Source organism: Acinetobacter sp. 102 (genome assembly GCF_037028485.1).
GTDB lineage: Bacteria > Pseudomonadota > Gammaproteobacteria > Pseudomonadales > Moraxellaceae > Acinetobacter > Acinetobacter higginsii.
The window spans coordinates 52,228-68,041 of record NZ_JAZEZK010000014.1; the positions used below are offsets into that span (position 1 = coordinate 52,228).

A 15,814-nucleotide genomic window follows, 5' to 3' on the forward strand; every position below is an offset into this window, starting at 1 on the left:
CTATCCGCCATAATACTCAACATATGAACATAAACATGCAAAGAAACAATCTTTTTCACTTAAATTAATGTCATTAACTTTCTTTATATTTTTAATATAGCCTTGAAACATCTCAGGATAGTCAGAATAAGAAAATGAATAATCGTTATTTCTTACATAATCTCTAATTAACTGGTGTTCATAATTATTCATATCTTTAAGATATTCAAATGTAGTTGATATTTCAATTTCTGCATTTTTACGTATCGCAATAGAAAACCTAAATTTTGCAATTACTTCCTTAGATATCTCACGCCACAAATCAAAAGTCTTCTGCTCAAACTCAATAACATCAATAGCTTTTTTTATAACATCGCCTTCTACTCTTTTAGAAACATCTAATAATTTCGCTAAATTCTGGCTATTATAAATTACTTCTACCTCTTTAAATAAATTGATTAATAAATCAATCGCCGCTTTTGAGTCTGTAACGTTTGGGAATTTTTCTTTCATTAGACCAATTAAAGATCTTTTTTGCTCTTTTGGAGTTTTAGGAAAATCAACCCATTGAATAAAAAGATTTTCCAACTCAACAGAATTAAATTTACCATCTTGATTTTGACAATATTCTTCTATTTTTTCTTCTATTTTAACTCTAATATCTTTATGAACATCTTTATATCTGCAAATTGGATAAGTTTCATTAATTCGAGTTATAATATCAATTTTTCCATTTTCTTTTTCATTTTTATTAGGTTTAATTTTCAACTCAAACTCAGTATTAGAAATAAATGTTAATTTATGATTATAATCCTCTGTTTTTAAAATATCATCATTTCTTAGATCTTCGCCTACACATAAAATTTTATTAATAATTTCTGAAAATCTTGTATCAATTTTCCAGATATTTCCTGATAATTTTTTTACTTGATAAGCATTAATATTCTCAACACCCTCAATTGATCTAAAACAATATAAGAAGTCATCATGATGCTCAATGCAAACAAAAAAGTTTTTCTCTTTAAAAGAACCATAATCATCAAGTAGCAAATATAATGCGCAATTACGTTGAAAATCAAAACCAACCTGTGCATCTACGCCACCATTTACAGACTTCTTATTCAAAATTATCAGCCTTAAAAACTATATAATATAATTAAATAAACCCCATCATTAAGATAGGGCTTTTATTAAATAGAATCAATCACTTTCAGATCAAAGTATTAAGCCACTTGACCTTCTAAAAAGTCTTGTGCAAAACGCTGTAATACCCCACCCGCTTCATATACAGAAACTTCTTCTTCTGTATCTAAACGGCAAGTCACAGGCACCTCAATAATCTCTTCCTTACCATCCGCTGTGGCACGTTCAATCACTAAAGTTAAAGTCGAACGTGGCGCAATATTACCAATTACGCTATACAACTCAGTACCATCCAGCTTTAAGGTTTTACGGTTTACACCAGCTTTAAACTCAAGCGGTAGAACGCCCATACCGACTAAGTTAGTGCGGTGAATACGCTCAAAACCTTCGGCCACAATCGCTTCAACACCTGCAAGACGAACACCTTTCGCTGCCCAGTCACGACTTGAACCCTGACCATAATCCGCACCCGCCACAATAATCAACGGTTGCTTACGGTTCATGTAAGTTTCAATCGCTTCCCACATGCGCATCACTTCGCCTTCAGGCTCGACACGTGCTTTTGAACCTTGCTTAATGGTACCGTCTGAACGAACCACCATTTCATTAAACAGTTTCGGGTTAGCAAAGGTTGCACGTTGCGTGGTTAAGTGGTCTCCGCGGTGCGTTGCATAAGAGTTAAAGTCTTCCTCAGGCACACCCATTTTCGCCAAATATTCACCAGAAGCACTGTCTAACACAATCGCATTCGATGGAGACAAGTGATCGGTAGTGATGTTGTCACCCAAGATCGCAAGCGGACGCATGTTGGCTAAAGTACGTGGTGCAGCCAACGCACCTTCCCAATATGGAGGACGGCGGATATAGGTACTCATTGGACGCCAATCATATAAAGGGCTTGCCGCTTCTTCATTGACACCCAAATCAAACATTGGAATGTAGATTTTACGGAATTGCTCAGGCTTCACTGCTTCTTTCACCAGCGCATCAATTTCAGCATCCGAAGGCCAGATATCTTTCAGGTAAATTGGATTACCGTCTTTGTCATTTCCAAGCGAATCTGTTTCGATGTCAAAACGAATGGTTCCTGCAATCGCATACGCCACTACAAGTGGAGGAGATGCCAAGAATGCTTGTTTTGCATATGGATGGATACGGCCATCGAAGTTACGGTTACCCGAAAGCACAGCAGTGGCATACAAATCACGCTCAATGATTTCTTGTTGAATCACAGGGTCAAGTGCACCTGACATACCATTACAAGTGGTACATGCATAAGCCACGATACCAAAACCAAGTTTCTCAAGATCACCCAACACACCTGCTTCTTCTAAATACAGCGCAGCTGCCTTAGAACCTGGTGCAAATGATGATTTCACCCAAGGTTTACGTACCAAGCCCAATTCATTGGCCTTACGTGCCAATAAACCTGCAGCAACGGTATTACGTGGGTTAGAGGTATTGGTACAAGAGGTAATTGCAGCAATAATCACGGCACCATCAGGAATTAAACCTTCTGCTTCTTGTGCCTTGGCAAGATCCAAATTCCCTGCAATGCCTTTTGCTTTCAAATCAGCCGTAGAGACACGTGCATGTGGGTTTGATGGGCCTGCAATGTTACGGGTCACCGTTGAAAGATCAAAACGAAGTACACGTGGGTATTCAGCTTTGGTCATATCCGATGCCCAAAGACCGATTTCTTTGGCATATTGCTCAACCAATGCCACTTGCGCATCTTCACGACCTGTTAGGCGTAAATAGTCGATGGTGTTCTGGTCGATATAGAACATTGCCGCAGTTGCGCCATATTCAGGCGTCATATTCGAGATGGTAGCACGGTCGCCCACAGACATGCTGTCAGCACCTTCACCAAAGAACTCGAGGTAAGCACCAACGACACGTTCTTTACGCAAGAACTCAGTCAATGCCAAGACGATATCCGTTGCAGTAATGCCTGCTTGACGCTGACCGACAAACTCAACTCCGATGATGTCTGGAAGACGCATCCAAGACGCGCGACCCAACATCACGTTTTCAGCTTCCAAACCACCAACACCGACTGAAATCACGCCAAGCGCATCGGTATGTGGGGTATGTGAATCTGTACCAACACAGGTATCAGGGAAAGCCAAACCATCACGGTTTTGGATCACTGGAGACATTTTCTCCAAGTTGATCTGATGCATGATGCCGTTGCCCGCAGGAATCACGTCGACATTTTTAAATGCAGTCTTGGTCCACTCAATAAAGTGGAAACGGTCTTCGTTACGACGATCTTCGATTGCGCGGTTTTTCTCAAATGCATCAGGGTCAAAACCACCGAATTCGACTGCCAAAGAGTGATCGACGATCAACTGGGTTGGCACCACAGGATTGACCTTGGAAGGATCACCGCCTTTATCGGCAATCGCATCACGCAAACCAGCCAAATCCACCAGTGCGGTTTGACCCAAGATGTCATGACAGACTACACGTGCTGGATACCATGGAAAATCGAGATCCTGACGGCGTTCGATCAACTGGGTTAAATAGGCCGTTAAATTCTCGGCATCAGCTTTACGCACCAGCTGTTCAGCCAGTACTTTCGAAGTGTATGGCAGCTTTTCGTATGCGCCTGGCTGAATATCTTCAACGGCTTGACGCACGTCATAATATTCGAGCTGGGTACCTGCCAGCGGTTTACGATATTTTGTGTTCATTAACCACGCTCCGCCAATGGTTTGAATTCAAGATTTTCAGGGCCAGTATAGTTCGCGCTTGGACGAATGATTTTGCCGTCTTGACGTTGTTCAATCACGTGTGCAGACCAGCCAGCAGTACGAGCAATCACGAATAATGGCGTGAACATTGCCGTTGGTACGCCCATCAAGTGATAGCTCACCGCACTGAACCAGTCGAGGTTCGGGAACATGTTCTTCACTTCTTTCATCACAGCTTCTAAACGTTCAGCAATCACATACATCTTGGTATTTTCTTGCGCTTCAGCAAGTTCACGCGCCACTTGCTTGATCACTTCGTTACGTGGATCAGAAACGGTATACACCGGATGACCAAAACCGATTACCACTTCTTTTTTCTCAACACGGCTACGAATGTCCGCTTCTGCTTCGTCTGCATTGTCGTAACGTTGCTGAATCACAAACGCAACTTCATTAGCGCCACCATGTTTAGGCCCACGTAACGCACCGATACCACCTGTGATTGCCGAGTACATATCTGAACCTGTCCCTGCCACCACACGTGAAGTAAAGGTAGATGCATTGAACTCATGCTCTGCATACAGAATCAAAGAGGTGTGCATGGCTTGAATCCACTCTTCCGATGGCGCCTCGCCATGCAGGAGATGCAAGAAATGTGCAGCAATCGAGTCATCATTGGTTTCAACTTCAATACGACGACCGTTGTTGCTGAAGTGATACCAGTACAACAACATTGAGCCTAGGCTTGCCATCAATTTATCCGCGATGTCTTTTGCGCCCGCTTCGTTGTGGTCTTCATGTTCTGGTGTTAAGCAACCCAATACAGATACGCCAGTACGCATCACATCCATTGGGTGTGCAGACGGTGGCAGTTGCTCTAGTGCTGTTTTCAATGCTGCTGGTAAGCCACGGAGTGCTTTTAATTTTGCTTTATAGGCTTTGAGTTCTGCTTTGTTTGGCAATTTGCCGTGTACCAGAAGGTGTGCCACTTCTTCAAATTGACTACCTACCGCAAGGTCAAGAATGTCATAGCCACGGTAGTGTAAGTCGTTGCCGCTACGGCCTACGGTACAAAGTGCGGTGTTGCCTGCGACTTGTCCGCTGAGTGCAACTGATTTTTTTGGTTTGAAGCCTGTTGGCGTTTCATTACTGCTCATAAGATTGTCCTTTTTATATCCTTAGGTTAAAACTTATAAAGTTCTTAATCTCCCTAAATCCCTCTTTCCAAAGAGGGACTTCCCACCAACCCTAGATCATCCAAGATTTAGGTGATTCCCCTCTTTTTCAAAGAGGGGTTAGGGGAGATTGTTTGACTTATTTATTCTTCGCAAAAGTTCCATCAAGATATTGTTCAAACGCATGGTAGTTAATGCGTTCATACAACTCCTGACGGGTTTGCATGGTATCGACCACATTCTTTTGCGTGCCTTCTTTACGCAAGGTTTCATAAACATTTTCTGCGGCCTTGTTCATGGCACGGAATGCAGAAAGTGGATAGAGCGCGATGCTGACATCGGCAGAAGCCAATTCTTCGGTGGTAAATAATGGCGTTGAACCAAATTCGGTGATATTGGCTAAAACAGGGACTTTGGTCAGATCCGCAAATTGCTTATACATGGCCAACTCAGTGATCGCTTCTGGAAATAGCATATCTGCACCCGCTTCGATGTAAGCACCCGCACGGTCAATCGCTGCCTGTAAGCCTTCAACCGCAAGCGCATCGGTACGTGCCATGATCACAAAGCTGTCATCGGTACGTGCATCGACTGCGGCTTTAATACGATCGACCATTTCTTGCTGAGTCACGATGGCTTTATTCGGACGATGACCACAACGCTTGGCACCGACTTGGTCTTCGATATGCATCGCAGCAGCACCAAACTTGATCATCGACTTGGTGGTACGCGCGATATTAAACGCAGAAGCGCCGAAACCCGTGTCGACATCGACCAATAACGGCAGGTCACAGACATCGGTAATACGGCGTACATCGGTCAATACATCATCAAGGTTACTGATACCCAAATCAGGTAAGCCCAAAGAACCTGCGGCAACACCACCACCTGACAAATAGATCGCCTTGTAGCCTGCGCGTTTTGCCAATAACGCATGGTTGGCATTGATCGCACCGACCACTTGTAATGGTTTTTCATTTGCGACCGCGTCGCGGAATAGCTGACCAGCAGACTGTTTAGCCATGTTGTTGTTCTCCTTGATTTTGTAGCAATGTTTGCTCAACAATTTTGTAAGATGCATTGATGTGACGGTGCATCAGCATTTCGGCGAGTTCACCGTCACCTTCAGCAATCGCATCTAATATGCGGATATGTTCGTCCCAAGCCTTGCTTGGTCGATCTGGGGTATTTGAAAACTGGATTCGATACATACGGATGAGGTGATACAGCTCATCGCATAACATTTTTTCTAAGGTTTTATTGCCACTGCTTTTGATAATGCAGTAATGGAAATCGTCCTGACCTTCTTGTAAGTAGTAGCCCTTGCCTGCTTTAAAGTTTTCATCCTCAGCATGCATACGCAAGACATCACGTAAGGCCAGAATCTGTTTTTTATCAATATGCTGTGCTGCGAGTTTGCAGGCCAAGCCTTCTAAAGAGGCACGGATTTGATAGAGTTCTTGAAACTGTTGCAGTGAAAGCGAGACTACCCGCGCACCGACATGTGCAGTTCGCTCCACCAGTTTCTGCCCTTCCAGACGATGAATCGCTTCACGTAAAGGCCCGCGACTAATGCCATAAATACGTGCCAGTTCAGGTTCTGAAATCTTGCTGCCCGCAGGAATATGTCCCAATACAATCGCCGACTGAATTTGCTTGAATACGTGTTCCGTCAGGGTCATTCCCTGACTGGTGCTGAGGGCTTGAGGAACAAGGGTATCTTGCATATTGTCGACAATCTCTACAATTTTTATGATTTTATAACCAGATAAAAGAAAAAATGCAATAGGATTGTCGACAATAAATTAGACTGGTGCTTTCAATCCGACGTGATTGTGATCACTCAGTGGCTGATCAATACACTGCCAAAAATTTTACATAAAAACAGAAAAAACAACAGGTTAGTGATAATCCAAATCATCACCCAACCCTGAGCTTTGATCGACTGAACAGGCTTAGACTGTTAATGCTACGACCATGGTATGACAGCTTGATTGTAGACAATCTTTATAATCAGCTTGTAGTGACAAATTTTGTAAGTAAATACTGCACCAAAATGTAAATAACAGCGTGCTTCATGCAGTCTTTATTGATACATTATTGGGCATCGAAGGTTCCGCGTCTAAAGCGCCAACCTCCCCAGACATCTATGCACTTTGTTGAAGAAAAGGACATTGTTAATGTTTCAACATATCCCACCTTATGCAGGCGATCCAATCCTTTCATTGATGGAACAGTTCAATGCTGATCCACGTGCTGAAAAGGTAAACCTCAGTATTGGTTTGTACTATAACGAAGACAGTATCGTTCCTCAGCTTGATACCATTATCGAAGCGCAAAAACGTATTGCACCTAAAAATACGCAAACCAAGCTTTATTTACCAATGGAAGGTTTCAAACCTTACCGTGATGCGATTCAAGCCTTATTGTTTGGTACAAATAGCCCTGCAATTCAACAAGGTCGTGTTGCAACGATTCAAACGCTTGGTGGTTCTGGCGCATTAAAAGTCGGTGCAGACTTCTTAAAAACCTACTTCCCGAATTCAGAAGTTTGGGTGAGCCAGCCAACTTGGGATAACCACGTTGCGATCTTCAATGGTGCAGGCATCAAGAGCAACTTCTATCCATACTTCGATGCTGAAACACGTGGCGTTGATTTTGACGGCATGTTGTCTACCCTAAAAACATTGCCAGAACAAAGCATTGTGTTATTGCACCCATGCTGCCATAACCCAACAGGCGCAGACTTGAACCCAGCACAATGGGATCAAGTGATTGTGGTATTAAAAGAGCGCAACCTGATTCCATTCCTCGACATCGCTTACCAAGGTTTTGGCGATGGTATGGAGCAAGATGCTTATGCCATTCGTGCTTTAGACCAAGCGGGTCTGAACTTTATTGTCAGCAACTCGTTCTCTAAAATCTTCTCACTTTACGGTGAGCGCGTTGGTGGTTTGACTTTCGTATGTGACGATGCAGAAGCAGCAAAATGCACATTCGGTCAATTGAAAGCAACGGTACGTCGTATCTACTCTAGCCCACCTACAACAGGTGCATGGTTGGTTGATCAAGTGTTAAATGACGCTGATCTCAATCAACAATGGCAAGGCGAAGTCAAAGAGATGCGTGAACGTATTATCAAAATGCGTAGCATCTTAAAAGATGAGCTAACTAAAGCCCTTCCTGAGCGTGACTTTAGCTACCTTGTGAACCAAAAAGGTATGTTCAGCTACACTGGTTTAACCGCTGAGCAAGTGGACATTCTTCGTGAAGAATATGCAATCTACTTAGTACGCAGTGGTCGTATCTGTGTTGCAGGCCTGAACATGAACAACGTATACAAAGTTGCCAAAGCAGTGGCTGAAGTTTTAGCAAAATCTGCTGCAACCGCTTAAGTTGTAACGCATAAAAAAGGCGCTTGAAGCGCCTTTTTTATTGTCTGTTTTATTTAAAGTCAGGACTTGGCCTTGCCCCAATACTTCAATTTAGAGGTCTGTCCAATCCCGACATTAAAACAGTTATTCGGATCAAGTTTCTGATAGAAATTGGCCAATGCAGGCTTGGCAATATATAGATGACCGACATTGTGTTCGGCGGGATACTCTGCGCGACGAGCATCGAGTAAATGCCACATTTGATGTTCCATCGCTAAAGGATCATTACCCTTTTTAAGGATGTAATCCTGATGAAACACGTGGCAGAAAAAGTGTCCATAATAAAGCTTATGAATGATCTGCTGTTCCATCTGCGCAGGCAATTGCTCGACCCATTCACGATCATTACGACGTAACGCAATGTCGAGTGCCACAATATCCTCAACTTCATCGCGATGGGTATCACGATAACGAATCGCAGCACCTGCCACTGCAAAACGATGCAAAAAGGCTTTACGTCCTTCATCCGCATCACAGAGAAAGAAATTACCTGATGCATGTACCGCAAAATAGTCATGTAAAAATTGCTCGGTCTGGGCTTTGCAATTATTTTCAACTCGCAACATCAGATGATGTTCATAGCGATCACGATACTCGGTCATCCGTTTGGGTAAATGGCTAGGTAACAAGGCCGTGACCGCTTGTAAAATATGATCGGTCAGCCCTTTGATTTTAAATTTTTCTAAAAAGCCATCGACCTTATCCTTGAGCGCGAAGGCTTTGGGCACATTGGCGGTGCCAAATTTCTCAATAAACAGGAAGGTATCTTTACCGTATTTTTCGCCAATATGATACGCATCACGATGGATGTATTCCCCTGCAATCGGCAAGCTGGGCAATGAAGTCAGTAAATAACGTCGAATCGCAGTCAGATCATCGGCATTATTGCTACCAATATAAAAGACACTGCTCTCCACCTTCTCATAGGTATCCAGACGTACTGCAAATACGCAAACTTTCCCTGCCGAACCCGAGGCTTCAAACAGGCGTGAAGGATCGGCATTAAAACGCGCTGGGCTATCGGCATCGACCTGAGTGACATCTTGTGCATAACGCTGATCGGATGCCTGCTTTTCAACATCATCTAAAATATCTGTGGCTTGATAGCGCTGCTGCTCTAAACGGGTCAGGATTTCTTCAGGACTCGAGCCTAAGTTCACACCCAGATGATTGACCAATTCCAACTGACCTTGGGCATTGACCTGCGCGTATAGCGCCAGTTCGGTATAGGCAGGCCCACGACGTACCAAGGCGCCGCCTGAATTGTTACACACCCCGCCTAAGACAGAAGCACCGATACAGGAAGAGCCAATCACCGAATGCGGTTCACGATCATAGCCTTTCAGTATCTGCTCCAGATTGTCCAAGGTCGCCCCCGGTAAACAAATCACCTGCTTACCCTCATGAATGACTTGAATGCCTTTTAAACGGCGTGTACTCATCACCAACACAGGACGGTCATAATCATCGCCATACGGTGTGGAGCCACCGGTCAAGCCCGTATTGGCCGCCTGCATGATGACAATACAATCTGCTTCGATGGCGGCTTGTAGCACCTGCCATTGTTCCAGCAAGGTGCCAGGGATCACCACCGCAAAGACTTTACCCTCACCAAAACGACGACCTTGCCGATACTGGCGGGTACTTTGGTCATCACTCAGCACATGTTGACGCCCAACGATCTGCTGTAAACGACCAATTACCACTTTGGGAGAAAATGTTTGCATGATGGCTCCTTTGGATCATCCATTTATAAACTTAGACCAACACGGCAGAATCTTAGTATGTGTCATTCGAGTAGCTCATTCTTCAATACGAATCAGCCTTTTATTTGCTATCGTGGTTGGCGGCAAGGATGCCGCCTGTTGAGCAACCGTACAAGGAAGTACGGTTTGCTCAACAAAAGGTTTTTGGTTACTTTTGACCTTTCAAAAGTGACAAAGGCCTATACCTCAGACATAAGCATGTCACCAAACTTGGCGGCTGTGCCTACGACTAAACTTAGAAAATAATTCTTAAAAACCTTGTTTAATGGCTTGTACCAAACAATCCGCATTAATCTCTTGAATCGACTTAGCTCCTGTTAAGGTCATCGCTACCCGCATTTCCTTCTCAATCAAATCCAGCAAGTTCGACACCCCTTGCCCACCTGCTGCCGCCAAGGCATACACAAAGGCACGGCCCAATAACACCGTATCTGCACCAAGCGCCAACATCCGTACCACATCCAGACCATTACGGATGCCTGAATCTGCCAGAATCGCTAGATCGCCTTTCACCGCATCGGCAATCGCAGGCAAGGCCCGTGCAGAAGACATCACCCCATCAAGCTGACGCCCACCATGATTGGACACCACGATGCCATCGGCACCAAAACGCACCGCATCTTTGGCATCTTCAGGATCAAGAATGCCCTTAATCACCATCGGGCCATCCCAAAACTCACGAATCCACTCCAGATCTTTCCATGAAATCGATGGATCGAAATTAGAACCTAACCAGCCGATATAGTCTTCAAGCCCGGTCGGTTTACCCAGATATTTTGAGATATTGCCCAAGTCATGCGGACGGCCGCACATCCCGACATTCCATGCCCAATGCGGATGCAACATTGATTGCAGATAACGACGCATCGCCGCATTGGGACCGCTCATACCAGAATGGGCATCACGATAACGTGCCCCCGGCACAGGCATATCCACGGTAAATACCAATGTCGAACAACCTGCCGCCTTGGCACGTTCCAAGGCATTGCGCATAAAGCCACGATCACGCAACACGTACAGCTGGAACCACATTGGACGCTGAATTGCAGGGGCCACTTCTTCAATCGGACAGACTGAAACCGTCGACAAAGTGAATGGAATACCCTTTTGATCTGCTGCCACTGCGGCTTGCACCTCACCACGACGTGCATACATACCAGTTAAACCCACAGGTGCCAAAGCCACTGGCATCGATAAGGTTTCATTAAACAGCTTGGTTTCCAGACTCAATGCCGACATGTCATTCAGTACCCGCTGACGTAAGGCAATTTCAGAAAGATCCTGCACATTACGTTTTAAGGTATGTTCCGAATACGCTCCACCGTCGATATAGTGAAATAAAAAGGGCGGTAAACGACGCTGTGCCGCAGCACGATAATCATTGCCAGAAGAAATAATCATTTTGAATCCACTCTAGTTAAACGTGTTGCACGTTTCTGGCGAGCTTCATCTTCGCCCAGCGCACGTACATGATTAATCACAAATTCAATATGACCACACACCGCTTGGCGTGCGGCCTCGGGATCTTGACGATCAATCGCATCCATCACCTGAAAATGCTGCTCACTGAGCAAGTCACCATTGACCGGATGGTTATAAACTTTGTTACGCCCAAGCAAGACGTTGTATTGCAACAAGTCAAACAGACTACGCATCATTTGTATCAGCACAATATTGTGTGAGGCCTCAGCAATTGCCAGATGAAATTCAGCATCCGCCACCGCCGCCCGAGCTGAATCGCCTGCATTTTGATAACGACTGATCTCATCAAAACAATGATGAATTTTGGCACGATCTTCAGGGGTCGAACGCAGTGCGGCGTACCATGCAGTGCCGCCTTCAAGCAACAAACGTGCTTCCTGTACATCAAAACGGTACAGTGGATCTTCTTCAATCAAATGACTGATCGGATTGACGATGAGCTGTTGCGGCCACTGCTCAGGTAATTGTTGGATATAGGTGCCATCACCACGGCGACTACTGAGCACGCCCTGACTATTTAACTGTTGAATCGCTTCACGTAAGGACGGACGAGATACACCTAAGCTGGTCGCAAGTTGACGCTCGGCAGGCAAGCGATCACCTTGTTTCATCTGGCGTTGCTCAATGAGTGCCTGTAATTTCATGACCACTTGATCGGAGATTCTCATCACATTTCCTTGATTAGAGTTATGGAATCATCCACGGCACCAGATAAGCCTGAACCGTGACGATGATGCCAACAAAGACTGTAAATATGATGCTATGTTTTACCGTGAAACGGAACAGGTCCGATTCTTTTCCAACCAAGCCCACGGCTGCACAGGCAATCGCAATCGATTGCGGTGAAATCATCTTGCCGGTTACCCCACCACTGGTATTGGCTGCCACCAACAACACTTCTGGAATCCCAATTTGCTGGGCTGTAGTAGCTTGTAAAGCTGAGAACAGCGCGTTGGATGAGGTATCTGAACCGGTTAGGAATACACCCAGCCAGCCCAAGAATGGCGAGAAGAAAGTAAAGGCATGGCCCGTATGTGAGAGTGCCAAAGCCAAGGTCGCAGAAAGACCTGAATAGTTAGCAATAAAAGCAAACGCTAGCACCATCCCAATCGAATAAATCGGGGTTTTTAATTCATTCAATGTTTCGCCAAAGGTACTGACCGCATCACGGGTTTTCATCTTCAGGAATATGATGGTGATAATTGCGGCAATAAAAATAGCCGTACCTGTGGCAGAGAACCAATCAAATTTATAGATCGCTACATAAGCGGTGGTTTCAGGCACAATCGGCGCCATTTTCTCTACCAGCTTATGCAGATACGGAACTTCAATTTTAAAAATCCAGTCCGCCAAAGCACCGTCTTTGGCAAAGAGCGCTTTAAATGGTTTCACACTCCAAATGGTCACCATCACGGTCAAAATCATAAATGGTGACCATGCTTTGGCAATCTGCGCAATGCTATAACGCTGTTGTGATGAGACCGCATGGCTGGCTGCTTGTTCATGAGTCATTTCAAAACGGAAAATATGTTTCGGTTTCCAGACACGGAACAACAAGGTCAAACTGACCAATGAGGCAATCGCAGCGGTAATATCAGGCAGTTCTGGTCCCAAAAAGTTCGAGGTCAGATATTGTGCAATGGCAAAGGCACTACCACCGACCAGTACCGCAGGCCAAGTTTCTTTCACGCCACGCCAACCGTCCATGATCGCCATAATCCAGAACAGCACAATGATGGTTAAAAAAGGCAATTGGCGGCCTACCATCTGGCTGATTTCCATAGTATCGACACCAGACACCTGTCCGGCCACAATAATCGGAATCCCCATGGCACCAAAGGCCACAGGAGCTGTATTCACAATCAGACAGAGGCCCGCAGCATATAGCGGTTTAAAGCCTAAGCCGACCAATAGGGCTGCTGTAATGGCGACTGGTGCACCAAAGCCTGCCGCACCTTCTAAAAAGGTCCCAAAGGCAAAACCGACCAAGAGCATCTGTAGGCGCTGATCTTCAGTAATCGACAAAATACTGGAGCGAATCACATCAAACTGCCCCGTTTTTACCGAAATTTTATACAGGAACACGGCCCCGATAATAATCCACGAAATCGGCCATAAACCGTAAAAAAAGCCATAAACCACGGAAGCAAATGCCATTTCAGCTGGCATTTGATAAAAAAATAAAGCAATCAACATGGCAATCATCACGGTACAGGTTCCCGCGACACTGCCCTTCATACGAAAGACCGCCAACGCCAAAAAGAAGAAAATAATTGGGATCAACGCGACTGCACTGGATAGCCAGATATTATTTAAAGGGTCATATAGTTGTTGCCACACATTTAGCATTCTCATCTCCTTGAAATGCTGGGCGTCATTTTGTTTTTACTTCGATATTTAACGAATCTTCACAATATTGGTATGACCAATATTTAATAAATCAGCAAATCTTAATCATTCGTAATCTTTATGCATCTTAATTATATGAATTATCAGGATCAACCCTATCACCGCAATCATAATTGGTATGACCAATAATAATTAAAATAAATCAATCCTTTTCTGTTCATGTACGCTTTCGGCATTCGACTAAAGTCTGATAAAAATTTTCCAATCAGCATTCGATTTATGTAGCTCAGGTCCTCAACCGCTGAAGATAAAACAATAAATATGACTTTGTAGCGATATCTGTATAATCTGTTCACAACTCAAATCACATCACTATGAATTGAACAATATGACTCAACTGACTTGCTTTAAAGCCTACGATATTCGCGGCAAACTCGGTACTGAACTGAATGAAGAGATTGCTTATAACATTGGTCGTGCCTATGGGCAGATCTATCAACCGAAAACCGTGGTGATTGGTTGTGATATCCGTTTAAGTAGCGAAGGCTTAAAACAGGCCACAATTCGGGGCTTGAATGATGCAGGTATCAATGTGCTTGATTTGGGCATGACCGGCACAGAAGAAGTCTATTTCGCAGCTTTTCATTTGGATGTACAAGGCGGTATCGAAGTGACTGCCAGCCACAACCCAATGGATTACAACGGGATGAAATTGGTGCGTGAAAATGCACGTCCAATCAGTGCAGAAACAGGCTTAAAAGAAATTCAGGCACTGGCTGAAACAGGGCAATTTGTAGAGGTCGCACAAAAAGGTACGACCCAATCCTACAATATTTTGCCTGAGTTTATTGAACACCTACTCACCTATATTGATCCACAAAAAATTAAACCCCTTAAACTTGTGGTCAATGCGGGCAATGGCGCAGCAGGTCATGTGATTGACGCCATCGAACAAAAATTCCAGCAACTGAATATTCCAGTAGAATTTATTAAAATTCACCACGAAGCAGATGGTCGCTTCCCGAATGGTATTCCGAACCCAATCCTGATTGAAAACCGCGATAGCACTCGTGATGCTGTGCTGCAACATCAAGCTGATATGGGTATTGCCTGGGATGGTGACTTTGACCGCTGCTTCCTGTTTGATGAAAAAGGACAGTTCATCGAAGGTTATTACATCGTTGGTTTATTGGCACAGGCCTTCCTGATCAAACAATCAGGTGAAAAGATTGTGCATGATCCGCGTCTAGTCTGGAATACCTTTGACATCGTCGATCAATACCAAGGCATCGCAGTACAATCTAAATCTGGACATGCTTTCATTAAGGATGTCATGCGTGAACACAATGCCGTGTACGGCGGGGAAATGAGTGCGCACCACTATTTCCGTGACTTTGCCTATTGCGATAGCGGTATGATCCCTTGGTTACTGACCATTGCCCTGCTTTCGGAAACGGGTCAATCTCTTTCAACTTTAGTTGAAAACATGATTGCCAAATTCCCATGTAGCGGTGAAATCAATTTTAAAGTGGCGGATACACAAGCCACTGTACAAAAGATTTTTGATCATTATGCCGATCAGAATCCACAGGTTGATCGTACCGATGGTGTGAGCCTTGATTTTGGTGCATGGCGCTTAAATGTCCGTGCTTCGAATACCGAACCGTTACTACGTTTAAACATTGAAAGTCGTGCCGATCAAAACCCGCAACCGATGCAACATTATGTCGATGAATTAACTGGGTTAATTCAGGGTTAATTCAGTCCAATAAAAAAGGAGCCTATCG

11 protein-coding genes are annotated in these 15,814 nt (G+C 44.4%); 2 read left to right on the forward strand and 9 right to left on the reverse strand.

Annotated elements, in window-relative coordinates; all coding sequences use genetic code 11:
• From WA352_RS14565 to WA352_RS14585, 5 genes are all read right to left on the reverse strand, one after another.
• Positions 1-1,104, reverse strand: a complete 1,104-nt coding sequence (locus WA352_RS14565) for a dsDNA nuclease domain-containing protein (protein WP_005319888.1) — start codon at positions 1,102-1,104, stop codon at positions 1-3.
• A gap of 98 nt (positions 1,105-1,202) precedes the next feature.
• Positions 1,203-3,821 carry a Fe/S-dependent 2-methylisocitrate dehydratase AcnD gene (gene acnD / locus WA352_RS14570; protein WP_005319891.1) on the reverse strand — a complete coding sequence of 873 codons (2,619 nt, stop codon included), beginning with the start codon at positions 3,819-3,821 and terminating at the stop codon, positions 1,203-1,205.
• Positions 3,821-4,978, reverse strand: a complete 1,158-nt coding sequence (gene prpC / locus WA352_RS14575; protein WP_004656677.1) for a bifunctional 2-methylcitrate synthase/citrate synthase — start codon at positions 4,976-4,978, stop codon at positions 3,821-3,823. Before prpC ends, acnD begins: the two co-directional genes overlap by 1 nt.
• A gap of 157 nt (positions 4,979-5,135) precedes the next feature.
• Positions 5,136-6,020 carry a methylisocitrate lyase gene (prpB, locus tag WA352_RS14580; RefSeq protein ID WP_005209856.1) on the reverse strand — a complete coding sequence of 295 codons (885 nt, stop codon included), beginning with the start codon at positions 6,018-6,020 and terminating at the stop codon, positions 5,136-5,138.
• Entirely contained in the window at positions 6,013-6,723 is a 711-nt protein-coding gene (locus WA352_RS14585) for a GntR family transcriptional regulator (protein ID WP_005186499.1), read from the reverse strand. Before WA352_RS14585 ends, prpB begins: the two co-directional genes overlap by 8 nt.
• Before the next feature lie 453 nt (positions 6,724-7,176).
• Between WA352_RS14585 and WA352_RS14590 the strand changes: the two genes are divergently transcribed.
• Positions 7,177-8,391 carry an amino acid aminotransferase gene (locus tag WA352_RS14590; protein ID WP_005319893.1) on the forward strand — a complete coding sequence of 405 codons (1,215 nt, stop codon included), beginning with the start codon at positions 7,177-7,179 and terminating at the stop codon, positions 8,389-8,391.
• A 59-nt stretch (positions 8,392-8,450) separates the two neighbouring features.
• Here WA352_RS14590 and dld read toward each other — a convergent pair whose 3' ends face one another.
• From dld to lldP, 4 genes are all read right to left on the reverse strand, one after another.
• Positions 8,451-10,157, reverse strand: a complete 1,707-nt coding sequence (gene dld, locus WA352_RS14595) for a D-lactate dehydrogenase (RefSeq protein ID WP_005319895.1) — start codon at positions 10,155-10,157, stop codon at positions 8,451-8,453.
• 288 nt (positions 10,158-10,445) lie between these two features.
• Complete coding sequence (gene lldD / locus WA352_RS14600) at positions 10,446-11,597, reverse strand: FMN-dependent L-lactate dehydrogenase LldD (protein ID WP_004801823.1); 1,152 nt, start codon at positions 11,595-11,597, stop codon at positions 10,446-10,448.
• Positions 11,594-12,346, reverse strand: a complete 753-nt coding sequence (gene lldR / locus WA352_RS14605) for a transcriptional regulator LldR (protein WP_004801820.1) — start codon at positions 12,344-12,346, stop codon at positions 11,594-11,596. The genes lldD and lldR overlap by 4 nt, the downstream gene beginning before the upstream one ends.
• Positions 12,347-12,365: 19 nt before the next feature.
• The gene (lldP, locus tag WA352_RS14610; RefSeq protein ID WP_336143007.1) at positions 12,366-14,033 is read right to left on the reverse strand and encodes an L-lactate permease; all 1,668 of its coding nucleotides are present in this window, start codon (positions 14,031-14,033) and stop codon (positions 12,366-12,368) included.
• A 382-nt stretch (positions 14,034-14,415) separates the two neighbouring features.
• Between lldP and WA352_RS14615 the strand changes: the two genes are divergently transcribed.
• The gene (locus WA352_RS14615; RefSeq protein WP_005319898.1) at positions 14,416-15,786 is read left to right on the forward strand and encodes a phosphomannomutase/phosphoglucomutase; all 1,371 of its coding nucleotides are present in this window, start codon (positions 14,416-14,418) and stop codon (positions 15,784-15,786) included.
• The last annotated feature ends 28 nt before the right edge of the window (positions 15,787-15,814 follow it).